This window comes from Oryzihumus sp. (assembly GCF_036391795.1).
In the GTDB taxonomy this organism is placed as follows: Bacteria; Actinomycetota; Actinomycetes; order Actinomycetales; family Dermatophilaceae; genus Oryzihumus.
Genome location: NZ_DASVZH010000108.1, coordinates 1 through 20,589 on the forward strand (window position 1 = coordinate 1; position 20,589 = coordinate 20,589).

21 protein-coding genes and 1 tRNA gene are annotated in these 20,589 nt (G+C 71.7%); 10 read left to right on the forward strand and 12 right to left on the reverse strand.

Features of this window, described 5'->3' with window-relative positions:
- Positions 1-111 precede the first annotated feature (111 nt).
- Both VF825_RS06415 and VF825_RS06420 read left to right on the forward strand, forming a co-directional pair.
- Complete coding sequence (locus VF825_RS06415) at positions 112-1,098, forward strand: carbamate kinase (protein ID WP_331111340.1); 987 nt, start codon at positions 112-114, stop codon at positions 1,096-1,098.
- A gap of 5 nt (positions 1,099-1,103) precedes the next feature.
- Complete coding sequence (locus VF825_RS06420) at positions 1,104-2,237, forward strand: ring-opening amidohydrolase (RefSeq protein WP_331111342.1); 1,134 nt, start codon at positions 1,104-1,106, stop codon at positions 2,235-2,237.
- A gap of 62 nt (positions 2,238-2,299) precedes the next feature.
- On the opposite strand, the gene VF825_RS06425 is transcribed toward VF825_RS06420, so the two are convergent.
- Both VF825_RS06425 and VF825_RS06430 read right to left on the reverse strand, forming a co-directional pair.
- Positions 2,300-2,674, reverse strand: coding sequence for a hypothetical protein (locus VF825_RS06425; protein ID WP_331111344.1), 375 nt, complete (start codon positions 2,672-2,674; stop codon positions 2,300-2,302).
- A 114-nt stretch (positions 2,675-2,788) separates the two neighbouring features.
- On the reverse strand, positions 2,789-3,505 hold the full coding sequence (locus tag VF825_RS06430; protein ID WP_331111346.1) for a hypothetical protein: 717 nt from the start codon (positions 3,503-3,505) through the stop codon (positions 2,789-2,791).
- Positions 3,506-3,611: 106 nt separating this feature from the next.
- Between VF825_RS06430 and VF825_RS06435 the strand changes: the two genes are divergently transcribed.
- Positions 3,612-4,133 carry a peptidylprolyl isomerase gene (locus tag VF825_RS06435; RefSeq protein ID WP_331111348.1) on the forward strand — a complete coding sequence of 174 codons (522 nt, stop codon included), beginning with the start codon at positions 3,612-3,614 and terminating at the stop codon, positions 4,131-4,133.
- A 31-nt stretch (positions 4,134-4,164) separates the two neighbouring features.
- Positions 4,165-5,028: a rhomboid family intramembrane serine protease gene (locus VF825_RS06440; protein WP_331111350.1), complete on the forward strand. Its 864-nt coding sequence runs from the start codon at positions 4,165-4,167 to the stop codon at positions 5,026-5,028.
- Between the two features lie 314 nt (positions 5,029-5,342).
- Here the strand turns inward: VF825_RS06440 and VF825_RS06445 are convergent, their stop codons facing one another.
- Positions 5,343-5,594: a cell division protein CrgA gene (locus tag VF825_RS06445; RefSeq protein ID WP_331111352.1), complete on the reverse strand. Its 252-nt coding sequence runs from the start codon at positions 5,592-5,594 to the stop codon at positions 5,343-5,345.
- A gap of 99 nt (positions 5,595-5,693) precedes the next feature.
- On the opposite strand from VF825_RS06445, the gene VF825_RS06450 reads away from it, so the two are divergent.
- Genes VF825_RS06450 through VF825_RS06465 form a run of 4 tightly spaced genes read left to right on the forward strand, consistent with a single transcriptional unit; the run spans position 5,694 to position 8,040 of the window.
- The gene (locus tag VF825_RS06450; protein WP_331111354.1) at positions 5,694-6,443 is read left to right on the forward strand and encodes a DUF881 domain-containing protein; all 750 of its coding nucleotides are present in this window, start codon (positions 5,694-5,696) and stop codon (positions 6,441-6,443) included.
- On the forward strand, positions 6,440-7,189 hold the full coding sequence (locus VF825_RS06455; RefSeq protein WP_331111356.1) for a class E sortase: 750 nt from the start codon (positions 6,440-6,442) through the stop codon (positions 7,187-7,189). Before VF825_RS06450 ends, VF825_RS06455 begins: the two co-directional genes overlap by 4 nt.
- A gap of 3 nt (positions 7,190-7,192) precedes the next feature.
- Complete coding sequence (locus VF825_RS06460) at positions 7,193-7,378, forward strand: hypothetical protein (protein WP_331111358.1); 186 nt, start codon at positions 7,193-7,195, stop codon at positions 7,376-7,378.
- An 8-nt stretch (positions 7,379-7,386) separates the two neighbouring features.
- A complete protein-coding gene (locus VF825_RS06465) occupies positions 7,387-8,040 on the forward strand; it encodes an aminodeoxychorismate/anthranilate synthase component II (protein WP_331111360.1) in 654 nt (217 codons plus the stop codon).
- A 197-nt stretch (positions 8,041-8,237) separates the two neighbouring features.
- Here VF825_RS06465 and pknB read toward each other — a convergent pair whose 3' ends face one another.
- Genes pknB through VF825_RS06500 form a run of 7 tightly spaced genes read right to left on the reverse strand, consistent with a single transcriptional unit; the run spans position 8,238 to position 16,888 of the window.
- A complete protein-coding gene (pknB, locus tag VF825_RS06470) occupies positions 8,238-10,127 on the reverse strand; it encodes a Stk1 family PASTA domain-containing Ser/Thr kinase (RefSeq protein WP_331111362.1) in 1,890 nt (629 codons plus the stop codon).
- Positions 10,124-11,497, reverse strand: coding sequence for a serine/threonine protein kinase (locus VF825_RS06475; RefSeq protein WP_331111364.1), 1,374 nt, complete (start codon positions 11,495-11,497; stop codon positions 10,124-10,126). Before VF825_RS06475 ends, pknB begins: the two co-directional genes overlap by 4 nt.
- Positions 11,494-12,954 carry a peptidoglycan D,D-transpeptidase FtsI family protein gene (locus tag VF825_RS06480; protein ID WP_331111366.1) on the reverse strand — a complete coding sequence of 487 codons (1,461 nt, stop codon included), beginning with the start codon at positions 12,952-12,954 and terminating at the stop codon, positions 11,494-11,496. The genes VF825_RS06475 and VF825_RS06480 overlap by 4 nt, the downstream gene beginning before the upstream one ends.
- Positions 12,951-14,330 (reverse strand): FtsW/RodA/SpoVE family cell cycle protein, encoded by a 1,380-nt coding sequence (locus tag VF825_RS06485; protein ID WP_331111368.1) that lies wholly within the window; start codon positions 14,328-14,330, stop codon positions 12,951-12,953. The genes VF825_RS06480 and VF825_RS06485 overlap by 4 nt, the downstream gene beginning before the upstream one ends.
- Positions 14,330-15,604, reverse strand: a complete 1,275-nt coding sequence (locus tag VF825_RS06490) for a PP2C family serine/threonine-protein phosphatase (RefSeq protein ID WP_331111370.1) — start codon at positions 15,602-15,604, stop codon at positions 14,330-14,332. Before VF825_RS06490 ends, VF825_RS06485 begins: the two co-directional genes overlap by 1 nt.
- 5 nt (positions 15,605-15,609) lie before the next feature.
- Positions 15,610-16,116, reverse strand: a complete 507-nt coding sequence (locus VF825_RS06495; protein ID WP_331111372.1) for an FHA domain-containing protein FhaB/FipA — start codon at positions 16,114-16,116, stop codon at positions 15,610-15,612.
- 10 nt (positions 16,117-16,126) lie between these two features.
- Complete coding sequence (locus tag VF825_RS06500; RefSeq protein ID WP_331111375.1) at positions 16,127-16,888, reverse strand: DUF3662 and FHA domain-containing protein; 762 nt, start codon at positions 16,886-16,888, stop codon at positions 16,127-16,129.
- A gap of 159 nt (positions 16,889-17,047) precedes the next feature.
- On the opposite strand from VF825_RS06500, the gene VF825_RS06505 reads away from it, so the two are divergent.
- Together VF825_RS06505 and VF825_RS06510 are read left to right on the forward strand one after the other, a co-directional pair.
- Positions 17,048-17,131, forward strand: a tRNA-Leu gene (locus tag VF825_RS06505).
- A 467-nt stretch (positions 17,132-17,598) separates the two neighbouring features.
- Positions 17,599-18,105 (forward strand): DivIVA domain-containing protein, encoded by a 507-nt coding sequence (locus tag VF825_RS06510; protein ID WP_331111377.1) that lies wholly within the window; start codon positions 17,599-17,601, stop codon positions 18,103-18,105.
- 703 nt (positions 18,106-18,808) lie between these two features.
- Here VF825_RS06510 and VF825_RS06515 read toward each other — a convergent pair.
- Both VF825_RS06515 and VF825_RS06520 read right to left on the reverse strand, forming a co-directional pair.
- Complete coding sequence (locus tag VF825_RS06515; RefSeq protein WP_331111379.1) at positions 18,809-19,522, reverse strand: hypothetical protein; 714 nt, start codon at positions 19,520-19,522, stop codon at positions 18,809-18,811.
- Between the two features lie 250 nt (positions 19,523-19,772).
- Complete coding sequence (locus VF825_RS06520) at positions 19,773-20,273, reverse strand: hypothetical protein (protein ID WP_331111381.1); 501 nt, start codon at positions 20,271-20,273, stop codon at positions 19,773-19,775.
- Between the last annotated feature and the right edge of the window lie 316 nt (positions 20,274-20,589).

Sequence of the window (20,589 nt, forward strand, 5' to 3'; positions counted from 1 at the left end):
GTCATTGGGCAGGGTCTGCCAACGCGGGGTCCGGTGGTTCGTCCGTAGGCTCGCCGCATCGCCCGTCCGCGTCCCGCGCGGCCGGCCCCCAGGTGAAAGCAGGTGCAGCCCGTGCGGGTCCTCCTCGCCCTCGGCGGCAACGCCATGACGGGTCCTGACGGCAGCGCGAGCCCCGACGCCCAGCGCGCCGCGATCGCCGCCGCGATGGAGTCGGTGGCCGACCTCATCGCCGCCGGGCACGAGGTTGTGATCACCCACGGCAACGGCCCGCAGGTCGGCAACCTGCTGGTCAAGAACGAGCTCGCCGCCACCGTCGTCCCGCCGGTCTCCCTGGACTGGTGCGGGGCGCAGACGCAGGCGACCATCGGCTTCACCGTGCTCAACACCCTCGAGGCCAGCCTCGCCCGGCGCGGGGTCGAGCGCCCCGTCGCCGCCATCGTCACGCGCACCCGCGTGGACGCCGACGACCCCGGCTTCGCCCACCCCACCAAGCCGGTCGGCCGGTTCCTGCCCTACGAGCAGGCCCGGCCGCTGATCGAGCACGGCCAGCTGTGGGAGGACCGTGGCGAGAAGGGCTGGCGGCGCATCGTCTCCTCGCCCGAGCCGCGCGAGGTGCTCGAGACCGGCACCCTGCTCACCCTCATCGAGGCGGGCTACGTCGTCGTTGCGGCCGGCGGCGGCGGCATCCCGGTCGTCCGCACCGAGGACGGCACCGTGCGCGGCGTCGAGGCGGTCATCGACAAGGACCTCACCGCGGCGCTGCTGGCCCGGTCGGTGCACGCCGACGTGCTCGTCATCGCCACCGACGTCGACCACGCCATCAAGGCCTGGGGCACGCCGCAGGCCGAGGAGATCGGCGTGGTCAGCCTGGAGCAGATGCGCGAGATCGCCGGCGAGGGCCACTTCGCCAGCGGCTCGATGGGCCCCAAGGTCGAGGCCGCGATGCGCTTCGTGGAGTCCGGCGGCCCGCGTGCGGTCATCACCGCGCTGGAGCAGATCGACAAGGCCGTGACCGGGAGCTACGGGACGGTCATCGAGGGCCGCCCCGCCCACCAGCAGAACCCCACATCGCAGAACCCCACCGAGAACGAAGGGTGACACCCGTGCCTGATGCCATTGAGGTCCGCAAGGTCCCGATCCACAGCGTGGCCGACGCCTCCGAGCTGGCCAAGCTCATCGACGACGGCGTGATGGAGGCCGACCGCGTCATCGCCATCATCGGCAAGACCGAGGGCAACGGCGGGGTCAACGACTACACCCGGATCATCGCCGACCGGGCTTTCCGTGAGGTGCTCGTCGCCAAGGGCGCGCCGGCCGACCAGGTCAAGCAGATCCCGATCGTGTGGTCGGGCGGCACCGACGGCGTGATCAGCCCCCACGCCACCATCTTCGCCACCGTCGACCCGGCCAGGGCCGTGCAGACCGACGAGCCGCGCCTCACCGTCGGCTTCGCCATGAGCGAGCCGATCCTGCCCGAGGAGATCGGCTACACCGGCATGATCAAGAAGGTCGCCGACGGCGTGAAGGTCGCCATGGAGCGCGCCGGCATCACCGACGTCGCCGACGTGCACTACGTGCAGACCAAGACCCCGCTGCTGACGATCCACACCATCCGCGACGCCAAGGCCCGCGGCAAGCAGGTCTGGACCGAGCACACCCACGAGTCGATGGACCTGTCCAACGGCACCACCGGCCTCGGCATCGCCGTCGCCCTCGGCGAGATCGAGATGCCGAGCGACGAGGACGTCATGCACAACCGCGACCTCTACTCCTCGGTCGCCTCCTGCTCCTCCGGTGTCGAGCTCGACCAGGCGCAGATCGTCGTCGTGGGCAACGCCCGCGGTGTCGGCGGCCGCTACCGCATCGGCCACTCGGTCATGAACGACGCCCTCGACGCCGACGGCATCTGGGCCGCGATCAAGGACGCCGGCCTCGACCTGCCCGAGCGCCCGCACACCTCCGACCTCGGCGGCCGCCTGGTCAACGTCTTCCTCAAGTGCGAGGCCAGCCAGGACGGCACCGTCCACGGCCGCCGCAACGCGATGCTCGACGACTCCGACGTGCACTGGCACCGCCAGATCAAGTCCTGCGTCGGCGGCGTCACCGCGGCCGTGACCGGCGACCCGGCGGTCTTCGTCTCCGTCTCCGCCGCCCACCAGGGCCCCGAGGGCGGTGGCCCCGTCGCCGCGATCGTCGACATGGGCGACGAGCCGACCGGCTACACCTGGAACGGCTGAGCCGACACGCTCCCCCGGTATGCCGTGCCCCTCACCTGGTGAGGGGCACGGCATACCCGCGTTCAGGGGTGGGAGGGTCGCAGGAAGGACATGACCAGCAGTGCGAGGGGGATGACGATGACGAACTGGCGCCGGCTGTAGCGGCGCAGCTCGCTGCGGGTGTCGACGCCGGCCAGCTCGGCCTCGAGCGCGCCGTGCCGTGACAGGCGGAAGGCCTGGAACGCCAGCGGCACGTAGTTGAGCGCGATGCCGACGAGCCACGCCCCGACGACCCGGGTGAACGGGGCCCGGGCGGTCAGGCAGACCGAGCCGAGCACCATGGGCAGCACGATGCCGAGGGCGAACTCGAGGGTGATGAGGCGGCGACGCAGCGGGCGTCCGTGCAGGCCCCACAGGTCGATCGCGGCGAGGCGCCGCACGTCGATGACCCAGCGCACCAGTGGCTCCACCCAGGCAGGACGGTCAGCTCAAGAGGGCCGCAGCATAGCGAAGCAGCCGGGGACGGGACCTGACGGTCCTGCCCCCGGCTGCGATGCGTCGGTGGTCCGGGTTCAGTCGCCGGCGCTGGCGCCCCGCACCGTCTTGGCGGTGTCGACGTTGGACTCGGCGGCCTTCTCGGCCGCGCTCTCCTCTGTGCTCGCCTGCTCCTCGGTCGCGGGCTCCTCCGCGGCGGCGGCCGGCGTGGTGTCGTCCACCGGCGCGGTGGTGGACCGGCCGGCGCTGGGCGCGATGTAGGGGTCCTGCAGCGGCGTGGCCCACGGGTCGTCCTTGGGCGCGGAGCGCTGGTATGCCGCGAAGCCCGCGGCCGCGGCACCACCGAGGCCGAGCAGGAGCAGCAGCTTGCGGCCCCGGCGCTTCGGCTTGGCCACGGCCTCACCCTTGAGGACCAGCGCGGCGTCGGTGCCGCGGGAGACGGCCTCGTCCCGGGCCGCGACGCTGGCGGCAGCCGCGGCCGCGATGGCCTCGGCGATCCGGGGCAGCAGCTCGTCGACGATCTTGTCGCGCGCGCTGTCGACGCGGGGGGCGAGGTCCTGCACGCCCTTCTCCAGCTTGGGCGCAGCCACCTCGATCCCGTGCTCGACGCGGGGCTTGGCCCAGTCGCGCGCGGCCTCCACCCGCGGCTTGCCCCAGTCGCGCGCCACCTCGGCGGCGTGCTCCACGGCGGGAACCACGCGCTCGCGGATCTGCTCCGCGGTCGACGCCGACAGCTCCTGGGCCTGGGCGACCTTGTCCTTGGCCTGCTCGGTCTTGCTCTTCGTGCGGAACACGGAGTCCTCCTCGAAACGGTGACCAGGTCCAAACCTGTACCCATCCTGCACCGTTGCATCCGCGCATGCCCATCGGGTCCACCAGATCGCGTGCGAGGATGACGCCATGAACGTCACGCTGCACACCAACCACGGCGACATCAACGTCACCCTGTACCCGGACCACGCGCCCAAGACGGTCCAGAACTTCGTCGGCCTCGCCTCGGGCGAGAAGGACTACAACGACGACGCGGGCCGCACCAACCCCACGCCGTTCTACGACGGGCTGACGTTCCACCGGATCATCCCCGGCTTCATGATCCAGGGTGGCTGCCCCACCGGCACCGGCACCGGGGGCCCGGGCTACAACTTCGACGACGAGATCAGCCCCGCGCTCGACTTCACCGCCCCCTACAAGCTCGCCATGGCCAACGCCGGCAAGCGCATGGGCAAGGGCACCAACGGCTCGCAGTTCTTCATCACCGTCGCGCCGACCACCTGGCTGCAGGGCAAGCACACCATCTTCGGTGAGGTCGCCGACGGCCCGAGCCGTGAGGTCGTCGACAAGATCGCCGGCGTGCCGACGGGCGCGATGGACAAGCCGGTCGAGCCGGTCGTCATCGAGCGCGTCACCGTCCAGGACGCCTGAGAGGCGACCCCTGGTGGCTGAGGACACCCCCATGACCGAGCCCGCGGCATACCAGCAGGCTCCGGTGTGCCCGCGTCATCCCGACCGGGTGTCCTACGTCAGCTGCCAGCGCTGCGGCCGGCCCGTCTGCCCCGAGTGCCAGCGGCCGGCCGCAGTCGGCGTCCAGTGCGTCGACTGCGTGCGCGAGAGCGCCCGCACCACCCGTATGCCGCGCACCCAGCTCGGCGGCCGCGTCAGCGACGGCCGCCCGCTGGTGACGATGACCATCATCGGCGCGTGCGTGGCGGTGTGGCTGCTGCAGCAGGTCATCCCCGCGGTAACCGGCAGCTACGCGTTCGAGCCGGCCTACGGGAAGGCCGAGCCCTACCGCTTCATCACCGCGGCGTTCCTGCACGGCCCGATCTTCCACATTGCCTTCAACATGTACGCCCTGTGGATCGTGGGCAGCTACCTCGAGCCCCTGCTGGGCCGGCTGAGGTTCGCCGCGCTCTACGTTGTCTGCGCGATCGGCGGCTCGGTCGGGTCGCTGCTGCTGGCCACTCCCTCGCTCGACGGACGCGCTTCGTGGGTGACCGCCAGCGTGGGAGCGTCGGGTGCGGTGTTCGGCCTGTTCGGGGCCCTGCTCGTGCTCAACCGCCACCTCGGCCGGCCGACGGGCGGGATCTGGGCCGTGGTGCTGATCAACGGTGTCATCGGCTTCACCGTGCAGGGGATCGCCTGGCAGGCCCACCTCGGCGGGTTCATCACCGGCCTCCTGTGCGCGGTCATCCTCGTGGCGACCTCAGGCAAGGCCCTGCGCCGCCTGCAGCTGCCGGCCCTCGCGGCCGTCCTCGTCCTGCTGGTCCTGGCGACCGTCGTGAAGTACGCCGGGGTCTCCCCGCAGTTCCTGGCCTGAGCGCGGGCCCATTCTGGCCTGTCCGGCACGTCCGGGTTTCGACCGATGTGTCCGGTCCGGTCTTACATCGATGTCATTTGTCCCCAGCCTGGGGACAACCGTGTGGACAACTCGTGGAACCTGCGTGGAAACCCGATGAGGCGCCCGGGGGAGGCTGGGGATATCCCCGGGGGAGCCGCGCCGACCGTGGCCCGACCAGAGCGGCCATCACCGGGTTGACCTGCACAAACGCCAGGGCCGGTTCCCCGCCGAAGCGGGGACCCGGCCCTGTGGAGAGCTGTGGACGACGTCCCGGTGGAAAACCCTGTGGACAGTCAGCGCCAGCGCATCGCGAAGCCGAAGCCCCCGAGGATGAGCACGATCCCGATCGCCAGGTTCCAGTAGCCGATGGAGGGCACCGGGTAGCTGCCCTGGGTCACGTAGAACGTGACGATCCACAGCAGCCCCAGCACGAGAAGCACGACCATGACCGGGGCGAACCAGACCGGGTTGCCGACCTGGGCGGCCTTGGCCTTGCGCTGCGGTGGGGTGTAGGTCGCCTTGGCGCGACCCTTTGACTCCGGCACCGGGCACTCCTTGTTGCTGGTTGGGGACGATTCGTGCCTTAGCGTAGACGAGCACACGCGCGCGCGAACCCCGGCAGAGGCGAAGGGAGGGGACCGGACATGGCCACGCTGCCACCCTGGCTGACCCGTCGGCCCTCCCGGTGGTCCCTGCTGGTGCCCGTCGTCGGCGCCGCGGCCGGCCTGCTGTTCGCCACGAGCGCCCAGACCGCGAGGGGCACCGACCTGCGTCCCAGCGGCACCGACCTCGCCGACGTGATCCGCGCCCAGACCCGGGCGGTGCAGGCCCGCACCGAGGCGGTGCAGGCCCTGCGCGAGCAGGTCGACCGGCTCACCCAGCAGTCCGCCCCCGGCAACAGCGCGGTCACCCAGCTGCAGCAGCGCAGCGCCGCCCTCGCCCCGGTCGCGGGCACCGAGGCCGTGCGTGGGCCGGCGCTCACGGTCACCCTCAACGACGCCAAGCGCAGCGCGGCGAGCCTGCCACAGGGCTTCACCGCAGACGACATCGTCGTGCACCAGCAGGACGTGCAGGGCGTGGTCAACGCGCTGTGGGCCGGTGGTGCCGAGGCGATGATGCTCCAGGACCAGCGGGTCATCTCCACCAGCGCGGTCCGGTGCGTCGGCAACACCTTGATCCTGCAGGGCCGCGTCTACTCCCCGCCCTACGTCATCCGCGCCATCGGCGACGTGCAGGGCATGCAGCAGTCCCTGGACACCAACCCGACGGTGCGCATCTACAAGCAGTACGTCGACGTGCTCGGGCTCGGCTATGACGTGAAGACGAGCAACGTGGCGACGTTCCCGGCCTACACCGGCACGACCTCGCTGACCCACGCGAGCGTGCCGCGGTGAGCCTGACGCGGGCGGAGCGCCGCGCCCTCGCGCAGGTCCCCCGCCCGCCGCGCGAGCGTCCGGGCCTGGGCAGCCGCATCGTCGGGGTGGTCGGCGAGCTGCTCATCACCCTCGGCGTGCTCGTGCTGCTCTTCGTCGGCTGGCAGCTGTGGTGGACCGACGTCACGGCCGACCGCGCCCAGGCCCAGACGATCCAGTCCCTGGAGCGCCAGTTCGGCCACGCCCCGGCCGACGGCCAGGGCACGGTCACCCCCGCGGCCGTGCCCTTCGGCAAGGCGTTCGCGATCGTGCGCATCCCCCGGTTCGGCAGCGCCTACGCCCGGCCGGTCCTGGAGGGCACCGACCACGACATCCTCAGCGAGGGCATCGGCCACTACGAGGGCACGGCCATGCCGGGCAAGGTCGGCAACTTCGCCGTCGCGGGCCACCGCACGACCTACGGCAAGCCGTTCAGCGACATCGACAAGCTGCGCCCCGGGGACGTCGTCATCGTCGAGACCCGCACCACCTACGTCGTCTACACCGTCCAGCGGCACGTCATCGTCACCCCGGAGCACGTCGAGGTGGTCGCGCCCGTCCCGCAGGAGCCCGGAGCCACGCCGACGCAGGCGATGATGACCATGACCGCGTGCCACCCGCGCTACAGCGCGGCGGAGCGCTACGTCGTCTTCGCCTCGCTGCTGCGCACGATCCCCCGCGCCCAAGGCATCCCGGCGTCCCTGCTGACCGTTCCGAAGGGAGCCTGACCGGTGTACGGACCACTCTGGCGCGCCCTTCCCGGGCCGTGGCCGGTCAAGCTGCTGCAGGCGCTGGTGCTGACGCTCGCGGTCGTCGCCGCCTGCTTCCTGTGGCTCTTCCCCGCCGTGGCCGACCACCTGCCGTTCAACGACAACACAGTCACCAGCAGCTCCCCCAGCCGAACCACCACACCGTAAGGCCCCGCATGACCCGCATCCTCGTCGTGGACAACTACGACAGCTTCGTCTTCACCATCGTCGGCTACCTCGGCCAGCTCGGCGCCGACTGCGAGGTCGTCCGCAACGACGCCATCAGCACCGAGGCCGCGGCCGAGTTCGACGGCGTCCTCGTCTCCCCCGGTCCCGGCACCCCGGAGGAGGCCGGGGTCTCGATGGCGATGATCGAGGCGTGCGCCGGGCGAACCCAGCCGATGCTGGGCGTCTGCCTGGGCCACCAGGCCCTCGGCGTCGTGTTCGGGGCCACCGTGGGCCGCGCCCCCGAGCTGTTGCACGGCAAGACCTCCGCGGTCGAGCACGACGGCACCGGGGTCTTGACCGGCCTGCCCTCGCCGTTCACGGCGACGCGCTACCACTCGCTGACCATCGAGCCGCCGACCCTGCCTGAGGTGCTGCTCGCCAACGCCCACACCGCCTCGGGCGTCATCATGGCGGTCCGCCACGCGTCGCTGCCGCTGCACGGCGTGCAGTTCCACCCCGAGAGCGTGCTGACCGAGGGAGGCCACCGGCTCCTCGCCAACTGGCTGGTGACCTGCGGCATGACCGACGCCGTGGAGCGCTCCGCGGGCCTGAGCCCGCTGGTCCATGACGCCGCAGCGGTGGCCCGGCTCGTCGCGGGCTGACCCGGCTCGGTCCCGCAGGGCGCGGCAAGGGTGGGTGAACGCTCGGGCACGCCCAGGGCGAGCAGCTCCGCCGGGTGGGCGGCGAGCTCCAGCTGCACCTGCGGCATACCGGGCAGGAAGGCCCCCGGCCGTGCCGAGGCCCGCCTCGGCGCACCGCCCGGCGACCCACGAGGAGACGTCGGGCGGTGCGGGCCGGGTCAGTGACCCTTGGTGGTGGTGTCCGACGGCAGCGTGATCGTCGCCGAGGGCTGGGTGGGCGTGTCGCTGGGCTGGGTCGACGGCTGGGTCGTCTGCGGCTGCGCCTGGGAGACCACCAGCTTGATGGTCGTGCCGGCGTCGACCGTCTCGCCGACGTGGTTCTGGTCGAGCACGGTGCCCTCAGGCTGGTCGCTCGGCTGGAACTCGGTCTTGGTCCGCAGCCCCAGGTCGCTGAGGATCTGCTGCGCCTCTCCCAGGGTCTTGTTGCGCACGTCCGGCACCTGGACCCGGCCGCTGGCCACCTTGAGGTTGACGGTGCTGCCCGAGTCGACGCTGCTGCCACCGGCGGGGTCGGTGCTGATCACCTTGCCGGCGGCGACCGAGGAGTCGTCCACCTTGGTCACGGAGCCGACCTTGAGGCCGTGGTCCTCGATGGTGCTCCTGGCCGAGGACTCGGTGAAGCCGGTGACGTCGGGGACCTCAACCTTGCCGGGGCCGCTGGAGACGCTGATCGCGACGGTGGAGCCCTTGTCGACCGGTGAGCCGGCGGTGGGGTTCTGGTCGAAGACGGTGCCCTTGGCCGCGTCGTTGTTGGCCTGGCTGACCTGGGCCTTCAGGCCCATCGCCTCGAGCCGTGCCACGGCGGTGGCCTGGGGCAGGGTCACGACCGACGGGACCTTGACGGTCTGGGCGAGCGGCGTGCCGCCGCCGAACAGCGACTTGCCGGCGAAGGCGACGAGCACCAGTGCCGCGATCACGGCCGCGATGAGCAGGGCGTAGACCCCGGCGTGACGCTTGCGCGGCTCGACGTCCGGGTCGTGGCCGATCGGCGGCAGGCCGGCGGTGTTGCCGCGCCGGGCGTCGGCCGCTGCAGCACCGGCCGCGGCCGCCCAGGCCACCGCGGTGGGTCGGGTCATCGCCTGGGTCGGCTCGCCGCCGGCCATCAGCATGGTGGAGTCCCCGCCGAGGGCGGCGGCGCCGGCGGCCATGCCGGCAGCGGTGCCGAGGGCAGCAGCGCTGATCGGACGGCCCGTGCGCGCCGCCGCCAGGTCGGCGCGGAACTCCGAGGCGGTCTGGTAGCGCGCCTCGCGGTCCTTGGTCAGGGCGTGCAGAACCACCGCGTCCAGCTCGGGGCTGACCTCGGGGTTGTGCGCCGACGGGGGCTGGGGGGTCTCGCCGACGTGCTGGTAGGCGATGGCCACCGGGGAGTCGCCGATGAACGGCGCCCGGCCGGTCAGCAGCTCGTAGATGAGGCAGCCCGTGGAGTACAGGTCGGAGCGGGCGTCCACCTGCTGGCCCTGGGCCTGCTCGGGCGAGAGGTACTGCGCGGTGCCGATGACCGCCTGGGTCTGGGTCATCGTGGCCGCCGTGTCGGCGACCGCGCGCGCGATACCGAAGTCCATGACCTTGACGTCACCGTGCTCGGTGACCATGACGTTGGCCGGCTTGATGTCGCGGTGGACGATGCCCATGCGGTGGGAGTACTCGAGCGCGGCGAGCACACCCTCGGTCAGGTGGCAGGCGACGACGGGGTCCATCGCCTGGTGCTCCTGGTCGTTGAGCAGCTGGCGCAGGGTCTTGCCCGTGACCCGCTCCATGACGATGTAGGGCACCGACATGCTCGCTCCGGCGTAGTCGACCGTGTGGTCCTCGCCGGAGTCGTAGACGGCCACGATGGCGGCGTGGTTGAGACCCGCCGCGGACTGGGCCTCGCGGCGGAAGCGGGCCAGGAAGGTGTGGTCACGCGCCAGGTCGGAGCGGAGCATCTTGATCGCCACGGCGCGGCCGAGCCGCGTGTCGTGGCCGGCGTGGACCTCGGCCATGCCGCCGCGTCCGATCAGCTCTCCGACCTCGTAACGGCCGCCGAGCAGCCGGGGTGTGGCACTCACTTCTTGCCCTTCTTCTTGTGGCCGTCGTTGTTGCCCGGCTGGTTCTGACCGACGGGGGTGGTGGCCGGTGCGGCCTGGGCGACCACGAGCATGATCACCGCCTTGGCCGGGACGGCCCCGGTGGGGCTCATCGCCAGGACGGTGCCCGGCTGCTGCGAGGAGGTCTGCGGCCGGGTGGAGACCTGGTAGCCCAGGCTCTCAAGCGCCGGCCGGACCTGGTCGACCGGTTGGCCCACGTAGGCTGCGGCCGACAGCACCGTCGCCGGGCGGCTGGTGGCGGTCCGCGTCGGCTTCGGGGTGGTCGAGCTCTTCGCCGAGCCGGAGCCGCACCGGCTGAGGGACACGGCGAGCACGATGAGTGCCAGCGCGGCCAGACCCCACACGGCGGGGCGCTTGCGCACCCGGTCGGTCAGGGCACTCGAGCGGGCCGCAACCGGTGAGGCGCGGTGGACCTGGGTGGAGGGTCCGTTGTGCGGGTCCTGCTGGTGCACAGTGGTGGCCATGACCGCGGTCTGGTCGAACGCCGAGGGCGGCGTGACCGCCGTCGCGATCGAGCCGGAGACCGGCACGCCGAGCTCCTCGGCGATCGCCGCGGCGCTGGCCGGACGGTCGGCCGGGTCCTTGGCCAGGCAGGACTCGATCAGGTCGCGCAGCTGGTCGGGGACCTCCTCAGGCAGAGGAGGCGGCGGGTCGTTGACCTGGGACAGGGCGGTGGCCACCGGGGTCTCGGCATCGAAGGGACGCTTGCCGGTGAGCATCTCGTGGGCGACGATCCCCAGCGCGTAGATGTCGCTGGAGGGGGTCGCCGGCTCGCCCATCGCCTGCTCGGGCGAGATGTACTGGGCGGTGCCCATGACCTCGCCGGTCTTGGTGATCGCCGACCCGTGCAGGGCCCGGGCGATGCCGAAGTCGGTGAGCTTGGCCGTCCCGTCCGGGGTCAGGATGATGTTGGCCGGCTTGACGTCACGGTGGACGAAGCCGTTCTGGTGCGCCATCTCCAGGGCCGCGGCCGCCTGACCGAGCACCGAGGAGACCTCGTCGACGGCGAGCGGACCGCGCTCGGTGATCACCCGGGACAGGGGCTCGCCGGGGACGAGCTCCATGACCAGGTAGGACGCGCCGTCCTCCTCGCCGTAGTCGTGGACGGTGGCGATGTTGGGGTGGCTCAGCGCGGCGCTGTGGCGGGCCTCGGCCCGGAACCGGTCGACGAACTGGGTGTCGTCGGCGTAGCCGGACCGGAGCAGCTTGATCGCGACGGTGCGTCCGAGGACGCCGTCGGTTGCCTCCCAGACCTCACCCATGCCGCCGCCGGCCACCCGCTCGGTGAGCGTGTAGCGGTTGCCCAGGACCGAGCCGCTGCTGGCGCTCATCGGTTGACCACCGACTCGATGACCTGACGGGCGATCGGGGCGGCGACCTTGCCGCCGAAGGCCTCGTTGCCGGCCCGGCCGCCGTCCTCGACGACGACCGCCACCGCGATGCGGGGGTTGTCGGCCGGGGCGAAGGCCGTGAACCAGGCGTGCGGAGCCAGGCCCGTGCCGTGCTCGGCGGTGCCGGTCTTGCCGGCGACGCTGACCCCGGGGATCTGGGCCGCCGTTGCGGTGCCGTTCTGCACGACCGCCTCCATCATGCGCGTCAACCGCGCCGCGACGTCCGGGCTCACCGCTTGGGACAGCTGTTCGGGAGAGGTCTCCTCGATGACATCGAGATCTGCACTGCGCACGTCCTTGACGAGGTAGGGCCGCATGACGACGCCCTTGTTGGCGATCGCCGCGCTCACCATCGCCATCTGGAGCGGGGTGACGCGCACGTCGTACTGCCCGATGGCCGCCTGGGCGGTCTGCGGGCGGTTCATCTGCTCGGGCACGGTGCTCGGCGTGACCCGCATGGGCACGCTGAGCTGGTCGCCGAAGCCGAACTTCGCGGCCTGGGCGCGCAGGGCGTCCGCGCCCAGCTTCATGCCGAGGCCGCCGAAGGAGGAGTTGCACGAGCGCTCGAGCGCCACCAGGAGCGTCGACGACCCGCCGGGACCGCAGGGCAGCCGGTCGTCGTTGGGCAGCGTGGCGTTGGCGGTGTCGGGCAGCTTCAGCGTCGCCGGCCCCGGGATCCGGGTGTCCTCGGTGTACTGCCCCGAGGACAGCGCGGCGGCCGCGGTCACGAGCTTGAACGTGGACCCCGGCGGGTAGAGGTCGCCGTTGATCGTCCGGTTCACGGCGGGGTTGCCCGGGGCGTTGTTGACCTGCTGCCACGCCTTCGCCACGGACTTCAGGTCGTGGCTGGCCAGCGGGCTGGGGTCGTACTGCGGGTGGCTCACCATCGCCAGGATCGCCCCGGTGGACGGGTCGAGGGCGACGACGGCGCCGCGCTGGTCGCCGAGGGCCTGGTCCGCGGCCTTCTGCGCGCGCGGGTCGATGGTCAGCTCCAGGCTGGCGCCGCTGGGCACCTTGCCGGTGACCATGTCCACGATGCGCCGGTAGAAGAGCTTGTCGGACTGCCCGGACAGCAGCGAGTCCTCGGCGCCCTCGAGGCCACCACCGGCGCCGTAGGTGAACGAGTAGTAGCCGGTGACCTGGGAGTAGAGCCGGGCCGAGGGGTAGGTGCGCAGCCACTTCAGCTGGTCCTGGGAGGGCACCGACCGGGCGACCGGGGAGCCCCCGACGAGGATGGCGCCACGCTCGCGGGCGTAGCTGGCCAGCAGGGTGCGCCGGTTGCCGGGCCGGTCGTGCAGGTCCTTGGCCGTGACGAACTGGATCCACGTCGTCGAGACGAGCAGCGAGGCGAACAGCGCCGCCACGATGAACGACAGCCGGCGGATGGGGGCGTTCATCGCAGCTTCACCACTTCAGTCGCCTCGGAGGAGGCCGTGGACGCCACCGCGGTCTCGGCCACCGGCCGGCGGGCCTGGTCGCTGATCCGCAGCAGCAGCGCCAGCAGGGCCCAGTTGGCCAGCAGCGAGGAGCCTCCGTAGGACAGGAACGGCATCGTCAGGCCGGTCAGCGGGATGACCCGGGTGACGCCGCCGGCGACGACGAAGACCTGCAGCGCCATCGAGAACGACAGGCCCGTGGCGAGCAGCTTGCCGAAGCCGTCGCGCACACCCAGCGCGGTGCGCAGGCCGCGCTCGACGATGAGGACGTAGAGCATGAGGAGCGCGAACAGCCCGAACAGGCCCAGCTCCTCACCCATGCTCGGGAAGATGAAGTCGCTCTCGGCGAAGTAGGTGAAGTTGGGGTGGCCACGACCCAGGCCGGTCCCGAAGAGCCCACCACTCGCCATACCCATGAGGCCCAGCACGAGCTGGTCGCTGACCTGCAGCGCCTGCTGGGAGAACGGGTGGAGCCACAGCAGCACGCGCTGCTGGAGGTGCCCGAACATGAGGTAGGCGAAGTAGGCGCCGAAGCAGAAGAGGGTCAGGCCGATGGCGACCCATGACCGGCGCTCGGTGGCGACGTAGATCATCGCCACGAACAGGCCGAAGAAGAGCAGCGAGGAGCCGAGGTCGCGCTCGAAGACCAGCACGAGCACGCTGACGAGCCACGCGATGAGGATCGGCCCGAGGTCCCGCGGGCGCGGGAAGGCGATGCCGAGGAAGCGCTTGCCGACCAGCGAGAGCACGTCACGGGTCTGCACGAGGTAGCCGGCGAAGAACACGGTCAGGGTGATCTTGGCGACCTCACCAGGCTGGAAGCTGAAGGGCCCCAGACCGATCCAGATCCGGTTGCCGTTGATGTTGCGGCCGAGGCCGGGCACCAGCGGCAGGAGCAGCAGGCCGATGCTGGTGGCCATCGCGATGAAGGTGAACCGGCGCAGCTGGCGGTGGTCGCGCAACGCGATCATGACGACGATCGCGATGATCACCCCCAGCGCGCTCCAGGTGAGCTGCTTGAACGCCATGCCGCCGCCGGTGCGGTGGTGGGCCAGGTCGAGGCGGTGGATCATCACCAGGCCCAGGCCGTTGAGCAGCGTGCCGATCGGCAGCAGCAGCGGGTCGGCGTAGGGCGCGCGCCAGCGCAGCACGACGTGGAAGCCGCCGCCGAGGACCAGGAAGCCCAGGCCGTAGCCGAGCAGGTCCGGCGGGAACGTGCCCTGCACCGCCAGGCCCACGTTGAGGTAGGCCAGCATCACGATGCCGATGGCCAGCAGCAGCAGGCCCAGCTCGACGTTGCGTCGCGTCCGGGGGACGAGGGAGGTGACCGTGGACATCAGGACGCGGCGCCGCAGCTCTGGCCCTTGGCCTTCAGGGCCTCGCAGCTGGCCGCCTCGGAGCGCAGGTCGTCGACGATCTTGCGTGCGGCGGTCAGGCTCTCGGCGTTGAAGGTCGCGTTGACCTTGCTGCGGTAGAAGTCGGGCAGGTTGTTGACGTCGACGTCGGTCGGGGTCTCGACGTGGGAGAGCTTGAGCGGGCCGATGTTCTGGGAGACCCCGCGGTAGATCGCCACGAACCCGCCGGCCTCACCGACGAAGTACTGCCGCTGCGACCAGTCGTATGCCGCGTAGCCGCCGCCCAGCACCACGGCCAGGACCAGCAGCATCAGCCCGCCGCGCCGGAGCCACTTCCGGGCTCCTTTGGGCCCCTCCTCGGCCAGGGTGACCGAGGACTCGTCCTCGGCGTCCTCGTCACCGCCGGCGGCGGTGCGCGTCAGTGCGGCGGCCTTGGCTGCCGGGGTCTGCGGCAGCGGGCGGGTACCGGCGGCCTGCCGCTCGGCGGCGGCCCCGACGACCTGCGGGACGGTGGAGGGGGCCTCGGCTCGGTCGAGGTCGACCACGTCGCCGATGATCACGGTGACGTTGTCGGGGGCCCCCGCCTTGAGCGCGAGCTCGACGAGCCGGTCGGCGGTGTGGTCGGCGTTCATGCCGGAGGCCATGACCTCGGCGATGGTGTCGCGCGCGACGAAGTCGGACAGGCCGTCCGAGCAGATCATGTAGCGGTCGCCGGGGCGGGCCTCGCGCAGCGACAGGTCCGGCTCGTCGTCGGGCTGGCCGGTCAGCACCCGGGTGACGATGGAGCGCTGCGGGTGGTGCTCGGCCTCCTCGGCGGAGATCCGGCCCTCGTCGACCAGGCTCTGCACGAAGGAGTGGTCCTTGGTGATCTGGGTCAGCGTGCCCTCGCGCAGCAGGAACGCCCGCGAGTCACCGATGTGGGCCATGGCCAGCTTGTTGCCGGTGCGCAGCAGGGCGATGACGGTGGTGCCCATGCCCCGCAGCTCGGGGTGCTCGTGGACGTTGCGCTCCAGCGCCTCGTTCGCCGAGCGCAGGCGGGTCGCGAGCAGCTCGAGCGCGTCGTCGCCGCCGTGGGACTCGCCGTCGAGGTCGACCAGCTCCCCGATGGTGATCGAGGACGCGACGTCGCCGCCGGCATGGCCCCCCATGCCGTCCGCGAGCACGAGCAGGTGGGGACCGGCATACCCGGAGTCCTGGTTGACGGAGCGGACGAGCCCGACGTCCGAACGCGCGGCGTACCGCAGGGCGATGGCCATCGGACCTACTTTCGCAACTCGAGGACCGTCTTGCCGATCCGCAGGGTCGTGCCGACTGCCACCGGTGTGGGCGTGCTGAGCCGGTTGGCGCCGAGGAAGGTGCCGTTGGTGGAGCCGAGGTCCTCGACGTACCAGCCGTCGCCGTCCCGGTAGACCCGGGCGTGGCGACCGGAGGCGAAGTCGTCGTCAAGGACCAGGGTGCACTCGGGGTTGCGCCCGATGAGCACGCCGGAGTCCTTGAGGTTCAACGTCGTCCCGGCCAACGGTCCTTCCGTGACGGCGAGGGTAGCCGGGATCTTGCGGGCGGCGGCACGCGAGGCGCGGCTGGACGCCTCGGCGGGGGCCGTCGGCTGCCGGTTGGGGCGCGCCTTGGGCTTGACCGGCGCCTTGCCGCGGCTGAGCACTCGGGTGCCGTAGAGGTCACCGCGCAGCACGCCGACGATGCTGAAGACGAAGACCCAGAGCAGGACCAGGAGACCGAGGCGGACCACGGTGAGGGTGAGCTCGCTCATCGCCGGCCCCTCACCGCCGGCCCGCGTGGAAGGTGATTGTGGTGCGGCCGACCGTGATCCGGTCGCCTTCCTCCAGTCGGTGGGTGGTGATGCGGTCGCCGTCGACGAAGGTGCCGTTGGTCGAGCCGAGGTCGCGGATGCTGGTGACCAGGTGGGGCCCGTCGCTCGTCACACGGATCTCGCTGTGCTTGCGCGAGATGCCGGGGTCGTCCAGGACCACGTCGGCGGAGTCGTCACGGCCGAGGACCGTGATCGCGCCCATCAGCGGGTAGCGGTCGCCGTCGACCTCCAGCCACGGGCGGTCGTTGGGGTTGGCCCGCGGGACCTGCGCCGGGTCGGCAACCGGCTGGTGCTCGGTCGCCGCGACCCCCGACGGGGCAGCCGGTGCCGGGCGGGGCCGGGCCTTGGCGGTCGAGGTGCGTAGCCGGAAGACGCCGGTCTCGAGGTCGTCGTGGGCGCTGAAGTGCACCTGGATCGGACCGCCGGGGGTGTAGTGCTGGGAGTCCGCGTGCTCCTGTGCCGAGGCGACGAGCTCGTCGGACAACGCGTCGGAGAAGCTGGTCAGCCGCTCGTGGTCGGCCGGGCTGAGCTCGACGGTGTAGATGTTCGGCACGAACGTGCGCCCATGGCCCAGCACAGCGCCCTTGTCGTCCATGGCGCGCCGGATCGCCGCGGCGATCTCGACCGGCTGCACCTCCGACTTGAACGCCCGGGCAAAAGCGCCGTTGACCGCGCGCTCGAGACGCTGCTCGACTCGATCGAACAGTCCCACGTGAACTCCTCCTCGGGGTTGGCCTCCCGATCGTAGCCGCCACGGTTGAGTATGCCGTCCGCGTGCTAGCCTGAGCCGCTTCCTGGAGGCCGTGAGAGCCCCCGCCGATACGTCCCGATTTGGGATTTCGGCGGTCTCTCCGACACACTAGGCAAGCGCGCGCGAGTGGCGGAATAGGCAGACGCGCACGGTTCAGGTCCGTGTGCCCGAAAGGGCGTGGGGGTTCAACTCCCCCCTCGCGCACACAGATGTGGGACATCCCCCACGACCCCGGCCGGGTGGCCCGACGAGAGTCGGACCGCCCGGCCGCTGTCATGTCCGGACCTGGTGCACCGTCCGGTTTCGCCTGGTCTCGGCCAGCACCGGTGCTCCTCCGGCGCGCCGTGATCGCGCTGGGCTGGACCGAACAGACCGCACTCGTGCGGGCCGTCGACGCCGGCGCCGTGCTGATGCGCCCCGGCGCTCGAACCAGCACGGAGCTGACCGCGGTCCAGTTGCGCCCCCTGGGCCGGCTCGCCCTTTCTGCGGACGCACGCGGGCAGACATCGGTGCGCGGGGGATAGGTGGCCGGTGAACGTTGCTCAGTCGCCCGCCGCCTGGGCGGCGGCTGTGATCGCACCCGTTCGCGCGCAGCGATTCTGGAGCCCGCCTTGGTGTCAGTTCCACGGAATCGTTCATGAGGGGCCCGATTGCCCCGATAGGAAGTTCGGTTGCCTGAGACCACCACCAGAGGATCGACCCCGAAGGTCAGCGAAGAGAGGACGGCCATGGCCCGCGACACTGTGCCGCAGTCCGCTGCCCGGTTCAGCCGGGTTCCCAATGGTTACGACCCGGAAGAGGTCAACACGTACGTGGCGGCACTTCGTGACTCCTCGGAGGTAGCGCAGCTCTCAGCCACACTGCTCGAACGAGCCCACAGCGTGGCCGACTGGACCATCGCGCGGTCCCTCCAGGCTGCCGAGACGACCCGCACGGCCTCAGAGGCGCAGGCCCACACCGTGGTCCAGGAGGCGCAGACACGAGCCGCGGAGATCGTCGCCGCCGCTGAAGACGCGGCCACAGCACGCACCAAGGAAGCGGACCGTGAGGTCGCGGCCCTCGAGGAGCAGCTTCGGCAGTTGAGCAAGCGGCGTGACGAACAAGCCGACGAACTGCTCGACGTCTCCCACGCGCTGCTGGCCGCCGCCAGCCAGGTCAGAGCTCCCCTCAACCACTAGACCCGACAGCTGGCGCTCGTGGAGTGCCTGAACCCGGCTACGCCAACTTCTGCGGCTTCACCGGGTATGCCGCGGGAGGAGACAGCGGGGCCCCATCGACGACCCGTCCGCCTTGGTGTGACCACGGCCGGGAAAGGGGGACGGCCGCAGCACCCGGCCGTCGCCCCGGTCCCGGCCGAGTCTCATCCCCGCTTCGGTGGCCCGGGACTGAGCTGAACGTCGCCTACCACGGCCGCCGCCTTGACCTCACGAGGGCAACCGGCGGCCGGCTGCGTCGGCGAGAGCACGTGACCACCAACCACCGCACCTTCATGCGCGACGACCACGCCACGTCGCACGAGCTCGACGCCGGGCCGGAACCGAGCCGTGACCTCCTTCGGCCAGTCCACCTGAGTGGGCGGCCCGGGGTCGGCGAGCCAGACACACCCGGAGCGCGCATCGCCGTGGAGCCGTCCCTCGACGTACATCCCGACAGGATGCACATGCGACGGCAGGTGCGTCGCCGCCGCCGCACTCACGGCCAGCAATACCGCCACGCCAATGCTGACGGGCAAACCACGTCGCATGTCTTCCCCCAAGGATCGCCCGTGTGGAGTTCGACGCCCGCCCGGCCGGGACGGGCTCACCGTACCGACGCCTGGCACGTAACGGGCGATCAGCTGCATCACGTTTGGCCGAGGTTCGCGGAGCCCCCGTGGACTGCTCAGTTCGAGCCGTAGTGGCGGTCGGTCACGCACCGGTGCGGGTTCGCGCGCAGGCAGACCCGCCCACCCGCGACGCGCAGCCCGCTGGTGTCGAACGCGGTCACCCAGTCGGTGGCGACCGCGGCCTGTGCGGTGCGCAGCGGAACCAGTCCAGAACACACGGCGGAGTTGAGCTTGTTCTCCACCGCATCCTTGGGGTTGGGAATGTGGCCCGGCTCGAACCACAGGTTGCGCGGGTCGGAGGGTGCGCCGCCGAGCTCAAGCGGGACCAGGTGGTCGTACTCGCCGCGCATGGCGCGCGGGACGCCGTACGAGCGTGCCGACTGTGCCTTCATCCGGTCGGTCACGGACACCGGGGGACGCACCGTCTTGGTCCACCCGCTCGCGCAGATGGTCTCGTGGATGGTGGCCGGGGTCACCGCCGGGTTGACCGCGCCCGGGGTGCAGGAGGGGTCCGGCAGCGGCTGCCCGATCTGGGTGCGCGCGTGGCAGGTGCCCGGTCCCGGCATCGGGTACGAGGCGGACCCCACCGGCAGGCTCCCCTGGGCGGATCGGGCCGCGGCAACCGAGAACGGCGCCGGTGAGACGCCCCCGGCCGAGGCAGCAGTCGCGCCAGCGGTGGCACCAGCCGGGAGGCACCCGGTGAGCAGCAGCAGGCCGCTGAGCGCGACGCCGGCAACGGACAGGGAACGGATGCGAGGGGGAGGAAGCATGGCGGCACTGTGCCGGGCCCACCTGACAGCGGCTCACGCGGCCTGAGGTAGCGGGGCTGGCCGGCGGCCCAGCCACGGCCGTCCTGGCGACGAGCCGTCGTGCCGTCGGCGACAACTCCCGCGGGAACCGCCCGAGGGATTAGTGCCCCCGGCCGCTGTCATGTCCGGGACCTGGTCGCAGAGACGCGTCCGGCCCTGACTCGGGGCACCCGGCGCAGCCGCGAGCTGCACGACTTCGCAGTCAGGCCCGCTAGCCGGTCTGCGCCAGGGTTTGATGCGCGGAGGGGCACCCGGTGGGCTGGTGCGTCCGGCGGGCCAGGACGTCTGCGGTGGCCCGGGTCGCGCAGCTCAGGTCGAACGATGCGTTTCCGCGCTTCCACGCCGTGCCGCCCTCGAAGGCGCCGGGGCGGTCCTGGTGGTTGCCCGGGTCGGCCGTCCAGCCCCGCGCTGCCAGGGCCCGGGCGAACCACGCCTCGACCGCGGCCGGTGCGTCATGTGCGCACGCGTAGACGGTGATCGTTGCCGGCGACGGCCCGTCCACGTGGTTACGAGCCCTGGCCTCGTCGCGCTGGTACTCCACCGCGCCCGGGTAGGTCAGTGTTGCGCCCGGCACGGCCTTGAGGTCGCCGAGGCCGGGGTGCGGTTCGCCGCAGCCAGCCAGCACAACGGCGGCGACGAGCAGGACGACGGGACGCGACAGCTGAGCGACGCGCAGCCGGGCGCCGGTTGCCGGCCGGGTTGCACGCGGCACGGGGGGTCGGCGCTGTCGGCTCACGTGACCGTGAACACCTTCCATCCGGAGGCCTGCAGGACGAGCGTCAGTGTGCCGTCCCTGGGCGGCTCATGGGCGCAGGTCAGGTGGATCGGTTCCTGGGCCTCGGTTCACGCACGGCCCCGGGTGGACGTGGCGGTCGGCCGCGTTTGCCGAGGGGCGAAGGCCCCTACTGCGAGGCCGCGGTGCACGGTGAGGCTGGGAGGGCGGTGGCCCTGGACCGGGCACCCGCCGGGAGGTGCGGCATGGACACGGACGAGACCGGGCAGAGCCCGAGGGCAGAGACCACGCGGGG

What these genes read in the sequence shown, in the direction of transcription:
- VF825_RS06495 (WP_331111372.1), bottom strand. Translation starts at nt 16,116, where the DNA reads ATGAGCGAGCTCACCCTCACCGTGGTCCGCCTCGGTCTCCTGGTCCTG.
- VF825_RS06515 (WP_331111379.1), bottom strand. Translation starts at nt 19,522, where the DNA reads ATGCTTCCTCCCCCTCGCATCCGTTCCCTGTCCGTTGCCGGCGTCGCG.
- VF825_RS06475 (WP_331111364.1), bottom strand. Translation starts at nt 11,497, where the DNA reads ATGAGCGCCAGCAGCGGCTCGGTCCTGGGCAACCGCTACACGCTCACC.
- VF825_RS06435 (WP_331111348.1), top strand. Translation starts at nt 3,612, where the DNA reads ATGAACGTCACGCTGCACACCAACCACGGCGACATCAACGTCACCCTG.
- VF825_RS06440 (WP_331111350.1), top strand. Translation starts at nt 4,165, where the DNA reads ATGACCGAGCCCGCGGCATACCAGCAGGCTCCGGTGTGCCCGCGTCAT.
- VF825_RS06465 (WP_331111360.1), top strand. Translation starts at nt 7,387, where the DNA reads ATGACCCGCATCCTCGTCGTGGACAACTACGACAGCTTCGTCTTCACC.
- VF825_RS06450 (WP_331111354.1), top strand. Translation starts at nt 5,694, where the DNA reads ATGGCCACGCTGCCACCCTGGCTGACCCGTCGGCCCTCCCGGTGGTCC.
- VF825_RS06485 (WP_331111368.1), bottom strand. Translation starts at nt 14,330, where the DNA reads ATGTCCACGGTCACCTCCCTCGTCCCCCGGACGCGACGCAACGTCGAG.
- VF825_RS06490 (WP_331111370.1), bottom strand. Translation starts at nt 15,604, where the DNA reads ATGGCCATCGCCCTGCGGTACGCCGCGCGTTCGGACGTCGGGCTCGTC.
- VF825_RS06480 (WP_331111366.1), bottom strand. Translation starts at nt 12,954, where the DNA reads ATGAACGCCCCCATCCGCCGGCTGTCGTTCATCGTGGCGGCGCTGTTC.